Source organism: Microcystis sp. 49638_E5 (assembly GCF_021300285.1).
GTDB classification, from domain to species: Bacteria; Cyanobacteriota; Cyanobacteriia; order Cyanobacteriales; family Microcystaceae; genus Microcystis; species Microcystis aeruginosa_C.
In genome coordinates this window covers 1-10,773 of sequence record NZ_JAJTDH010000093.1, presented here as the reverse complement: position 1 = coordinate 10,773, position 10,773 = coordinate 1, and the positions used below count along the sequence as shown (strand labels likewise).

The 10,773-nt window shown below is 43.4% G+C and carries 13 protein-coding genes; 2 read left to right on the top strand and 11 right to left on the bottom strand.

Going from position 1 to position 10,773, the window contains the following annotated elements; all coding sequences use genetic code 11:
• Positions 1 to 190: 190 nt before the first annotated feature.
• From LW728_RS19410 to cysK, 6 genes are all read right to left on the bottom strand, one after another.
• Positions 191 to 829, bottom strand: a complete 639-nt coding sequence (locus tag LW728_RS19410) for a cadmium resistance transporter (protein WP_002803137.1) — start codon at positions 827 to 829, stop codon at positions 191 to 193.
• A 30-nt stretch (positions 830 to 859) separates the two neighbouring features.
• On the bottom strand, positions 860 to 1,435 hold the full coding sequence (locus LW728_RS19405) for a Crp/Fnr family transcriptional regulator (protein WP_287767746.1): 576 nt from the start codon (positions 1,433 to 1,435) through the stop codon (positions 860 to 862).
• Between the two features lie 157 nt (positions 1,436 to 1,592).
• Positions 1,593 to 2,267 carry a hypothetical protein gene (locus LW728_RS19400; protein ID WP_287767743.1) on the bottom strand — a complete coding sequence of 225 codons (675 nt, stop codon included), beginning with the start codon at positions 2,265 to 2,267 and terminating at the stop codon, positions 1,593 to 1,595.
• Positions 2,268 to 2,485: 218 nt separating this feature from the next.
• Positions 2,486 to 3,022, bottom strand: coding sequence for an MgtC/SapB family protein (locus LW728_RS19395; RefSeq protein WP_002793801.1), 537 nt, complete (start codon positions 3,020 to 3,022; stop codon positions 2,486 to 2,488).
• A gap of 76 nt (positions 3,023 to 3,098) precedes the next feature.
• Positions 3,099 to 3,233, bottom strand: a complete 135-nt coding sequence (locus tag LW728_RS19390; RefSeq protein ID WP_228051289.1) for a PLP-dependent transferase — start codon at positions 3,231 to 3,233, stop codon at positions 3,099 to 3,101.
• Positions 3,234 to 3,248: 15 nt separating this feature from the next.
• Positions 3,249 to 4,196, bottom strand: coding sequence for a cysteine synthase A (gene cysK, locus LW728_RS19385; protein ID WP_002803133.1), 948 nt, complete (start codon positions 4,194 to 4,196; stop codon positions 3,249 to 3,251).
• A gap of 667 nt (positions 4,197 to 4,863) precedes the next feature.
• On the opposite strand from cysK, the gene cpcB reads away from it, so the two are divergent.
• Both cpcB and cpcA read left to right on the top strand, forming a co-directional pair.
• On the top strand, positions 4,864 to 5,382 hold the full coding sequence (gene cpcB / locus LW728_RS19380; RefSeq protein WP_002733930.1) for a C-phycocyanin subunit beta: 519 nt from the start codon (positions 4,864 to 4,866) through the stop codon (positions 5,380 to 5,382).
• Between the two features lie 55 nt (positions 5,383 to 5,437).
• The gene (gene cpcA, locus LW728_RS19375) at positions 5,438 to 5,929 is read left to right on the top strand and encodes a C-phycocyanin subunit alpha (RefSeq protein WP_002803130.1); all 492 of its coding nucleotides are present in this window, start codon (positions 5,438 to 5,440) and stop codon (positions 5,927 to 5,929) included.
• Between the two features lie 394 nt (positions 5,930 to 6,323).
• Here cpcA and LW728_RS19370 read toward each other — a convergent pair whose 3' ends face one another.
• From LW728_RS19370 to LW728_RS19350, 5 genes are all read right to left on the bottom strand, one after another.
• Positions 6,324 to 7,322 carry a sulfurtransferase gene (locus LW728_RS19370; protein ID WP_287665840.1) on the bottom strand — a complete coding sequence of 333 codons (999 nt, stop codon included), beginning with the start codon at positions 7,320 to 7,322 and terminating at the stop codon, positions 6,324 to 6,326.
• 110 nt (positions 7,323 to 7,432) lie between these two features.
• On the bottom strand, positions 7,433 to 8,101 hold the full coding sequence (locus LW728_RS19365; RefSeq protein ID WP_287767740.1) for a phosphatase PAP2 family protein: 669 nt from the start codon (positions 8,099 to 8,101) through the stop codon (positions 7,433 to 7,435).
• Positions 8,098 to 8,478: a DUF7980 family protein gene (locus tag LW728_RS19360; protein ID WP_287767738.1), complete on the bottom strand. Its 381-nt coding sequence runs from the start codon at positions 8,476 to 8,478 to the stop codon at positions 8,098 to 8,100. Before LW728_RS19360 ends, LW728_RS19365 begins: the two co-directional genes overlap by 4 nt.
• Positions 8,479 to 8,828: 350 nt before the next feature.
• Positions 8,829 to 9,911 (bottom strand): sulfate ABC transporter substrate-binding protein, encoded by a 1,083-nt coding sequence (locus LW728_RS19355; RefSeq protein WP_287767736.1) that lies wholly within the window; start codon positions 9,909 to 9,911, stop codon positions 8,829 to 8,831.
• A 441-nt stretch (positions 9,912 to 10,352) separates the two neighbouring features.
• Positions 10,353 to 10,559, bottom strand: a complete 207-nt coding sequence (locus tag LW728_RS19350; RefSeq protein ID WP_159253955.1) for a hypothetical protein — start codon at positions 10,557 to 10,559, stop codon at positions 10,353 to 10,355.
• Positions 10,560 to 10,773 lie beyond the last annotated feature (214 nt).

Genomic DNA, 10,773 nt, shown 5'->3' with positions numbered 1-10,773 from the left:
TTTTTTGCTTACCTCCACCTTAATTCCTTCTTTCAAAACTATACCTATCAATCGTTTCCCCTTTTTTTAAGTTTCTTCTCTTTTTGTTAAGAAAGATCCGACTAATGGATAGCTCCCTTGATAAGGGGGGTGTCTGACAACTTTTAACACCTACCTACTTAGCTGAAAGATAATTTTTAGGCATTCTTGGTTAAGACATTAAAAATAAACGATAGGATTTGCTGTCAATTAAGATATAAATTCCTAGAATAATATAGATAAAAGGACTAATTTTATGTCCGTAGTTTGTAACCACTTTAGCTATCCTGGGATGGGTAATCAAAAAATAAGCTAGGGCGCACCAAATCCCCATCATGAGATAAAAAATTATCATGATAATTAAGACGTGCATCGGGTAATTATTGGCAAAAAGAGAGGTATAAATACCAATATTATCACCACCATTAGCCACAGTCACGGCGGCAACGTAATAGGTTTGAGAGGGAAAACGAGGAATAAAGGAGCGATTTTTAGAATAATTAACATCTTCTCTTACTTCTTGAATGTAATCCTCATTTTCCCTTGACAAAAGTTGTTTAATGCCGATAATTAGAGGGATAAATCCTAATAGACCAATCCATTCTTTAGAAACCAGTAACCCAAATAGTAAACCGAGGGAACTAGCTAGGAGAATCAGGGTAAAACCGAGGTATTGACCGATAATCAGGTGTCGAGGTCGAAAATTAGCATTAAGTCGCGAGAAAAACAACATTAGCACCATCAGATCATCAAGATTTGTGGCTACAAAACTCGTCACGCTAGTAATTAAAAGGGCTACTAACCAATTCATAGATTGAAAAAAGAGATAATCCTTCCCATTCTAAATCTCGTAGTGCCAGATTTCCTCCTCTCGTAAAAGAAGACGATGGACAGGAAGACGTTCCACGGCCCCCTGTTGTTCAAGATGATTAAGCGCCCGGGTAATTGTGACTCTAGTAGTTCCTAATAAGTCAGCGATATCCTGATGAGTTAGACGCACATCAATTAATTGTCCGGTACCGGTTTGTTTACCAAATTGATTGCCTAACCATGCCAGTAATTTCAAGACCATAACATCAGTACGTTTGTAGCTACGAATAATACTTAGTTCTTGTGCTTGCTGAAGATGAGACAGCAGAATTTCTGCCATTTGATAACTCTCAACTGCGGAAAAGGAAACTGCTTGCACAGGAGTGATGCACTCAACTTGATAGGGATTGACTCTCTCTAGGGTTTTGCCAACAAAACTGCCAGGTCCCCACAATCCCAAGACGATCAGGGTTCCATCTTCTAACCAGGTGGAGGTTTTCACGACTCCACTCTCGATTTTCCAGAAATTAGGGTTTCTAAGGGGCAAAATCGCCCGATTATCAAAGTGCCAGCGATGGGGGGTTGATGGTTGATAGGTAAGCGTCATGATTGGTAATTAATTTTGATTAGGTACTTAGCTAGTCAAAAGCACGAGTCCCTCGATAAAAGGGCTTTTTAGACGAGTTAAGGTTTTTTTGATGATTTTGGGGTAAAAACGATAATTACCCCAAAAAAGACCGATTTTATGCCCTTGCAAGCCCTATTTATTTCGGGGTGCTAGTCTTTTCCAGTTCCGTGGTGGCCGAGGAGATCAGTTCTTGCCAAGCTCGATCGCTTTCCTGTAGAGTCTGTTTAACCGCGTCGATGGTTTTTTCCACGCGAGTTTTCAGGAAAGGGGAAGCATTATCTTTGAGTCGTTCGGTGTCGTCGGCTAAGATATCGATCGTCTCGGAGGTATTAACAAGGCTATTTTCTAGGGTAATAAGGTTGTTTTGCAGGGTTTCACTGAGTTTAGCCCCGGATTTGGTCAATTTTTTCGTCAATTTACTCACTTTTTCCCCTAGATCGTCAATATTGTCCGCTAAGTCCTCTAGGTTATCCTGTTGAGCTTCGATAATCTTCTTGTCGAGAGAAGGAGCGGCTAGTTGAGCCTTTAGGTCATCGATAGCCGATTTTGTCGCTTGGATGGCTTTTTCATAGGCAATTTGGGCATCTTCCAGAATTTTTGGGCTAGAAACCTCATTTTTTTTCTTGACTGGTTCCACCACAGTGCCACCGGTTGCTGTTGCACGGTCAATGACGGCCAACGGTTCGGGGAGTAGCGGCAAGGCGATCGCATTTCCCCTTCCACCGAGGAGCAAAGTGACAGTTAAGAGGAAAATCAGCAGCCGGAAAACTTGATTTTTGAGGCTTTGAAAGCTCTTATTTCGGTTGATCATAGTTGGATTTTCTCCTGTTCAGAAAAGTGTTTACTCGATCTAAATGTTATCATATAAAATATTTATTTGTTATTTATTTAAAAGAAATTTCATAAATAATTTATCATATTTTTTAATCGATAAACTGCCAGCAAAAACATAAGCTTTTCAAGCCAAAAAATAGTAAAGAAAAGCTTTTGCTCTCTTAATAAAAAAATTAATTTTTATTGCTTTTTTTATTAATGAGACGCTGAATTATCCGATGAGTCTATTTCTTGATTGATCCGAGATATTTTCTTCCGACCTTTAATATATTTGGCTAAAGGTTGTTTTTTCTTCAGTCGTTTAATGCCACTGAGGGTGGAGAGAGTGAAAAAAGTTCCCACGAGAACCATCTGCCATAAACCGCAGCCAGAAGCCGCGCCTAATCCTGCCGCTAACCAGATAGTCGCCGCCGAAGTCAAACCTTTCACTTGTACCTTATTTAGTTCCCGATGGGATTGTTGTAGGATGATTCCCGCCCCTAAAAAACCGACACCAGAAGCGACCCCTTGAATAGTGCGACTGAGGGCATTAGAAGACGCATAACCCACATCTCCTTCCGCTTGTAGGGGAATCATCACGAACATGGCAGCTCCGAGACTAACGATGATAAAAGTTCTCAATCCAGCCGGACGACCGCCTCGCTGTCGGTTATAACCAATCAGACAGCCGACGGCCATAGCCATACTGAGCCGAAAAATAATCGTTTGCCAATCTTCCGAGTCAAAAAACATTGCTTAACCCATCAAATGAGATAAAAACTTCGCCTAACCAATCAAAGCCCTTTCCAGATCCCGCTTTAAATCGTTCCTATTCTCGATCCCGATCGATAATCCTAGTAAAGCTGGTGTTATAGGTGGAAGTGGAATAAATGGGAACCGTTACCGCCCCATGGCTAGAGTCTGGTTCTTGCCCCCCATGAATTGCCCTCGTTGCAAATTCCATCGATTTATTGTCCTATTAGTCGATATCTTCGAGGTCTTTAAACAGGGCCGTGCTGAGGTAACGTTCCCCGAAACTAGGCTGAATCATGACGATTAATTTATCTTCGTTTTCGGGTCTTTTGCCCACTTGAATTGCCGCCCATAAAGCGGCCCCAGCCGAAATGCCCGATAGTAGTCCCTCCTGACGAGCTAACCGTCGCGCGTAGGCGAAAGCGTCCGTATCATCGACGATAATCACCTCATCGATTAATTCCGGTCGGAAAATGGCTGGGATAAAACCGGCGCCGATGCCTTGGATTTTGTGCGGCCCGGGTGGTCCTCCCGATAAGACGGGACTATTAGAGGGTTCAACTGCGATCGCTTGAAATTGGAGACGACGGGGTTTAATGGTTTCGGCAATACCGGTAATGGTTCCCCCGGTTCCCACGCCACCGATAACGATATCTACCAGACCATCGGTATCGGTCCAGATTTCTTCGGCAGTGGTTTCTCGGTGAATTTTCGGGTTAGCCTGGTTGCGGAACTGTTGCAAACTATAGGCGTTGGGGGTGTTTTCGACTATTTCCTCGGCCCGGGCGATCGCTCCTTTCATGCCCTGGCTACCCGGGGTTAATTCTAATTGCGCCCCGTAGGCTTTTAACATCGCCCGTCGTTCTAAACTCATGGTTTCGGGCATAGTCAGGACTAAGCGATAGCCTTTGGCAGCGGCTACCATGGCCAGGGCGATGCCGGTATTGCCGGAAGTGGGTTCCACCAGAATTGTTTTATCGGGGTGAATTAGTCCGGCGGCTTCAGCGTCCTCCACCATACTGACCCCGATGCGATCCTTAACCGAGGCGGCGGGGTTCATACTTTCCAGTTTGACGACGATGCGGGCTTTTACTCCCTCTGCCACTGGGATTCGATTCAGTTGGACTAGGGGAGTCCGTCCTACCAATTGGGTGATGTCTCTTGCGATCGGCATAATCCCACTTGCTTTATACTTGTTGGCTATTTTTGATTATATATGTATTTTAAATGTTTTACAATACTTTTTAGGTCGGAGTACACTGCGAAATGCTGGTGTTGGCACCTCTGACAACGTCGGCGGGGATTATCCCTGTCGATTTTTTTGCCTTGCCACTTTTTTTGTATATCGAAGCACAATCGGCAAAGTTGTCTTGGGAAATTTCTCTTAATTTAGTGAACTATTATTAGTATATAAAAGCACATTTCTTTAAACAACTTAAACGAATTATTAGAGAGATGAAAAGAGCGATACTTTTTCTTAGTATAGGGTTACACATTTAAGAAAGTTTTCTGAGATTTATCCTAAAAAATTATTTTTTTGCTGCTTTTTTAGGAAACAATTTTTAATAAATAAAGGTGTAAATATGGTCTATAAAATAATTCATGGCAAAAACGAAGTATGTCTGGAAGCGCCTATCAACGCTAAATTCAATTAACAAGAATTGTTCCTCGATATACAAAAAAATCTGGCCAAGGGAGAGTAAAACTTTTTTCAAGGACGATAGTATAGTCCCAAGAAAAAAACTCCTAGATACTTTATCGGAAAAAATAAAGAAAAGCCAGAGAAATCAACCTCGATATTTTGCCGAAACCAATCATCATTATAGGAGATGAAAACTATGGTGTTAGATGCCTTTGCCAAAGTCGTTTCTCAGGCCGATACCCGGGGGGAATACCTGAGCGAGAATCAAGTCAATGCCCTAATTGCCTTCGTCAAAGATGGTAATAAACGGGTCGATGTGGTCAATCGTCTTTCCAGTAATTCTTCTGCGATCGTTACCGATGCCGCGCGTAGTTTGTTTTCAGAACAGCCCGTTTTAGTTGCCCCCGGTGGCAACGCCTATACAAACCGTCGTGCCGCCGCCTGCTTGCGGGATTTGGAAATTATCCTGCGCTACGTTACCTATGCCACCTTCACCGGCGATGCCAGTATCCTCGATGATCGCGCCTTGAACGGTCTCCGGGAAACCTACGTCGCCCTGGGAGTTCCGGGAGCTTCTGTTGCGGCCGGAATTCTCAAGCTCAAAGACGCTTCCCTTGCCCTAGCGGCCGATCCCAACGGGATCACTCGCGGAGATTGCAGTTCTTTACTAGCAGAAGTCGCTTCTTACTTCGATCGAGCGGCGGCGGCAGTTTCCTGATGCTGTGACTTTCTTCTCTAAATCCGATTAAACTTTTGTAGGAGCAATTCCATCGATGACCAAGACACCTTTAACCGAAGCGGTGGCTACTGCCGATTCCCAAGGCCGTTTTCTCAGCAGTGCTGAATTACAAGTGGCGTTCGGTCGTTTCCGTCAGGCCGCCATCACCCTAGAAGGGGTAAAAATCCTCGCCCAAAAGGCCCCCAGTTTAGCCCAAGAAGCAGCCAACGCTGTCTATCAAAAATTTCCCTACACCACCCAACTCCAGGGGCCGAACTATGCCTACGATGAGCGGGGGAAATCCAAGTGCGTTCGCGATATCGGCTACTATATCCGAATTATCACCTATGCCCTCGTGGTAGGCGGTACGGGCCCGATCGATGAATATCTAGTCGCCGGTTTGAGTGAAATTAATAGTGCCTTTGAACTATCTCCTAGCTGGTATATCGAAGCCTTAAAATACATCAAAACCAATCACGGATTAAGTGGGGATGCTGCTGTGGAAGCTAATTCCTACATCGATTATGTGATCAACGCCCTTAGCTAATTTACGTCAACTTCACGTCAACATAAGCTCAAATCTCCTAAATTTACCTCGGGATGAGCGCCGAGGTTTTTTTGCGTCCGTCTAACTTAGGGCTTGCTGAAAAAGTTTTTCGGTGGTGGCAGGGTGTGGGGTGTGGGGTGTGGGGTGTGGGGTTTTATCGATTTTCAGGTGGTCAACTACCTAATTTTCAGGGAAAAAGACCTGAATTTTCCCCCCAATCACTCCAATGGTCGGCAATTTTTGAGAGAAAAAAAGTCTAAAAACCTTATCCAACAAGATTTTTAGATTTATTCAGCAAACCCTAACTTAGTCGTCCTCGGGAACCGACCCTAACAAAAAAACCATCTTGGGCAAGATGGTTAAACACAACGAGTATAAACCGACAAACTTGACTTTAGACCGCTTTTTCTGGCCCGGTAGCGACGGGCAGATCTGTGGTACTGTACTCTGTCCAAGAACCCTCATAAATTCGCACCTTGGGATAACCGAGCAGATGTTTGAGGACGATATACTGTAAAGTCGCTTCCCGTCCAGTACTGCAACTGACGATAATATTATCCGAGGGCTTGATGTTGCGTTGGGCAAGAATCTTCCTGATTTCGTCTAAAGATTTCAATTTATGGGGATTTTTCAGGGATTCATCGGGATTATTCGCTTCCGTAAAGGTCGGCCAGGGTATATTTTTCGCCCCCGGAATATGACCATTTCTCAGCCAGATATCCTGTTTCCCCTGAAAAAGTTCTTCCGGTCTAGGATCGATAAAAACCACATCGGGTTTGCCGATCAATTTCTCTACTTCTGCTAAAGTCACCCGAATCGAGGGATTATCACGGACAGTAAAGCTCCCGGGTTGATATTTAGGGAATTCTTTAGTTACCTTTTGTTCGGAACCCTTATAACCCTTAAACCCACCATCTAAGACGGCCACATCTCGGAAACCCGATCGCTCTAGTAAATAGGCCACCATGGTTGCCCCCAAGACATCGCGACCATCGGAATATACTACCACTCGATCGCCATTAGTGATTCCCGCGGCGGCAAAGAGACTGCCAATTTTATCCTCTTGCCAATATTGAACTGGTAAAAATCCGTTTGGACCGCGAAAATTATTGTCGGCTATATTCACCGCTTTTGGTAAATGACCGGTGATATATTCTAAAGGATTAATCCGCACATCGAGAATTTTTAACTTCGGATCGTTGAGATTTTGTGCTACCCACGCCGGCGATACAAAGTCTATCTTAGTCTCAGATTTAGACGTGGCCATCAGGGGCGATGACGGGGCTAAGGTAAAGGTTAAAATGCACAGAAGAACTAAAGTGAAAAAAGCAAGGGGACGGCTGTGAAACCGTCCCAGGGATAGACCCTTCCCTTGACGCAGTTTTGGTTTCATGATTCAGTGTCAGCGACGAATATCAAACGATAATTACTATAGGGCTTTGATTAGCTTTCTCCAAAAATTTAGGTATAGCGTGATATTTTTTTTGCCAGCAAGTCGGTCAACTAATTATTAATTTCCTCTTGGGTGTTGATCGCCTTGGGTGTCTTTAATAACTGTTGCCACCAGATATGAACTAGGAGGGACCAAGCGATCGCTAAAAGCCAAGCGGCAAGGATATCACTAGGAAAGTGAACTCCTAAATAAAGACGAGTCCAAGCAATAACCAAAACCAACGGAATCCCCAGTAAAACTACCCCGAAAAACCAGCGCGTTCTCCAAGATAGGATCAGTAAAGAAATGACTAACAGGGAACTAAATAAAGCATGACCGCTAGGGAAGGCAAAATCATCGGGTAACGGATAAAATAACTGCCAAAATTGCGGGCGATTTCGATGAAAAAAAATCTTGAGATTATAACTAATTGCCCAACCTCCGGCCATAGTCACAAGCAGATAAGCGAACCCATACCAGTATTTTTTTATAGCAAAAATCAGCAGTAAAATTGTTAGTATCGGAGCCACTCCCCAATAAGTGCCTAATCCCGTTAGTTTTATGGCCAAAAAGTTTAGGTTTAAATTAGCGGTTTGATGAATAGATAGCAGCAGCGATTTTTCCCACGCAAATCCTTGGGGCTGCCGGTCAATAGCGATCGCTAAATCCGTAAAAGTTAGGGATGTTAACAAGATGGCTAAGAAAAATAAGCTATTGTTTAAGTAAGTTTTGGGCATCACGGGGAAAAAGTGACGATCGAGGATAACAGGGGCATTTCTAATACCTGAAAATGAATTAGGACCAGAATAACTAAAGTGTAAACTGTCGAGGAAAGTAATCCATTTCTTAATTCTTTTTGCCAATTGCGTTCTTCTTTCTCTCCACCGATTAATTCTTTCGTTCCGAACTGCATTAGCAGAATTCCCACCAGATTAGATAACCAATAACCAACCATGGCCGCTGGTAGAAAAAAATCGGCGTGTAAGCAAGCAATTAAACGACCGAAACCGTAGGCGATCGGCAGATTAAAAATTAGATCGTTCCACCAACACAGGGGCGATAATAAGTAACCAATCAAGACCAAGGTTCCGTTTTTTATTTTGTCCAGTAGATACATCTTTTTTTTAGTTACTAACTATTAGTTTTGTTTTTGGCTCTTCTAGGTTGTGTGTGATAAGTTTAACTTAAGTACCTAAGCAAAATTAGTTACACATTTCGATAAAGCTTTTGCCTTTTGCCTCTTGCCTCTTGCCTATCTTCACTAGGAAATTTATTTTGCAAGACTACTTACATAGGATTGATCGATCTTTGTGTCCTTTGTGTCTTTGTGGTTCGTTCCACCCCCTCTCTAGGAGGAATGTATCTTAGAATACATTTTACCCACCAAATCCAATAGAGCCTGTTTTTTTTGCCATCAGCAATCAACTATCTCTGCTATCTAGCTGACAGCTGATGGCTCACTACTAATTAACGCTGAATTTGGTCAAAAATCGCCCCATCAGCGAAGAATTTTTTCTGGATCGCATCCCAGCTACCGATCGCCGTATAGGGGAACAGATTCGACACTTTTGGATATTGTTTACTAAACTCTTTAGCCACAGTAGCATTAACGGGACGGAAACCCACCTTGGCGAATTCCCGCTGCGCTTCCGGAGTAAAGAGAAATTGGGCAAAAGCTGTCGCTACTTCCCGGGTTTTGCGTTTATCAACTATTTTATCCACTACGGCCACCGGTGGATCGATCGAAACATTGACCGGAGGAATAGTATAGGAAAAACCGGTTTCTCCTTTTTGACGGGCCAGAATCACCTCGTTTTCGTAGTTAAGCAGCACATCCCCCTGATCTTGTTTAAAGAAGACATCGCTGGCTTCCCGGGCATCTTTGGGTAATACAGGCACGTTTTTATAGACATTGCGGACGAAATTGGTCGCTTGTTGTTCGTTGCCTCCATTCCGAGTTACCGATCCCCACAGGGCCAGAAAATTCCACCGGGCCACCCCAGAGGTTTTCGGGTTGGCAGTGATGACTTTAATCCCCGATTTGGCTAGATCTGGCCAGTTGCGGACTGCTTTCGGATTACCCTGACGAGTAACTAAGGCTACCACGGAACGAGTGGCGATGGCATTATTGGGGAGTTCTTTCTGCCAACCGGGGTTAACTAAACCCGCTTTTTGCAAGCGTTCCACGTCGGAACCGATAGCCAAATTTACCACATCTGCATCTAATCCGTCGATAACAGCGCGGGTTTGGGAACCAGAGCCACCATAACTCTGTTTAATCACCACATCCTGTTTTTTCTCTCTTTTCCATTTGTTGACGAATAGAGGAATGATTTTTGAGTAGGCCGATTGAGTCACCGCGTAGGAAACCAGGGTGATTTCCACGGTTTGTTGTTTAGCTTGCTGTTTATCCGCAGCTGCCAGCAGCTTACTCGATGCCGATAGGGGACTAAAAGTTAGTCCGATTCCCGTTGTGACGACGGCAGCCGTAGCTAGAGAAATAAAAGGTAAGAGGGTTTTCGGTTTTGGGGATCTAGGATCAGGGATCACGATGTCATCGGCTCCTTTGTTTATTTATGGGAGATTGCTAGGTATTTTTTCTAGAATTGTATTCTATACGAAATAAAAAACAATTACAATACATCAAAGAAAAAATTATACTGTTTGGGTTAGATGCAAATAAATCAAGCCATTAATGGCTTGATTAGCTGAAAAAAGTGTAAATATTCGATTTATACCGCTTAAATGCGCCTTTAAATCTGCCTGAAGCCTCTTTCTGCTTCCAGAATAGAGATTTTATCGTTTTTATGGAGAAGAAAGAAATTTTTAGCGATCACAAACCTTTCCCTAGGTGGGTTTAACGGTGAAGTTAGCGGACCTTAGCAACTATTACCCTAAAATTGAAGCGGTCTAACGACTTCAATCAATAAGCAGGGTGCGTTCTCAAAATCCTGCATTAGAGAACGCACCCTACAGCGGTAGCCATCCCACTTATTGACCTCGCCCTGGCTTACAGTCGGCAAAACTTAATGCTTCTGTGTCTAAAAAACTGGCGATCGCCATCTCAAGAATCGCTTCAACGGGATAATCAATTTCAGTAGCGCGAGCAATCAAAGCATCCTGAATCCATTCTGGTAAGCGTCTTAAAATAATTTCTGCATCAGTGGACGAGATTTGCTCTGAAAGTTTCGCTTGCATGGGTTAGGACTCCATAGGAATTTGAACATTATAGGGTGGCTCAGTCGCTCTCAAAATGATCGCCTCTAGTTCTAATAGTAGCGCAGGGTTTTTCGAGTAAGGTATTGTAAAGTTTTGTAAAAAGTATATGCAAATGACTGCAAACAACTGCTAATATGGTTAGTGCAAGTTTACATTGCAGTTCACATGAAACTATCAGATTATGCTAAGAAAA

What these genes read in the sequence shown, in the direction of transcription:
- LW728_RS19360 (WP_287767738.1), bottom strand. Translation starts at nt 8,478, where the DNA reads ATGTATCTACTGGACAAAATAAAAAACGGAACCTTGGTCTTGATTGGT.
- LW728_RS19400 (WP_287767743.1), bottom strand. Translation starts at nt 2,267, where the DNA reads ATGATCAACCGAAATAAGAGCTTTCAAAGCCTCAAAAATCAAGTTTTC.
- LW728_RS19370 (WP_287665840.1), bottom strand. Translation starts at nt 7,322, where the DNA reads ATGAAACCAAAACTGCGTCAAGGGAAGGGTCTATCCCTGGGACGGTTT.
- cpcA (WP_002803130.1), top strand. Translation starts at nt 5,438, where the DNA reads ATGACCAAGACACCTTTAACCGAAGCGGTGGCTACTGCCGATTCCCAA.
- LW728_RS19395 (WP_002793801.1), bottom strand. Translation starts at nt 3,022, where the DNA reads ATGTTTTTTGACTCGGAAGATTGGCAAACGATTATTTTTCGGCTCAGT.
- LW728_RS19405 (WP_287767746.1), bottom strand. Translation starts at nt 1,435, where the DNA reads ATGACGCTTACCTATCAACCATCAACCCCCCATCGCTGGCACTTTGAT.
- LW728_RS19350 (WP_159253955.1), bottom strand. Translation starts at nt 10,559, where the DNA reads ATGCAAGCGAAACTTTCAGAGCAAATCTCGTCCACTGATGCAGAAATT.
- LW728_RS19410 (WP_002803137.1), bottom strand. Translation starts at nt 829, where the DNA reads ATGAATTGGTTAGTAGCCCTTTTAATTACTAGCGTGACGAGTTTTGTA.
- LW728_RS19390 (WP_228051289.1), bottom strand. Translation starts at nt 3,233, where the DNA reads ATGGAATTTGCAACGAGGGCAATTCATGGGGGGCAAGAACCAGACTCT.
- cysK (WP_002803133.1), bottom strand. Translation starts at nt 4,196, where the DNA reads ATGCCGATCGCAAGAGACATCACCCAATTGGTAGGACGGACTCCCCTA.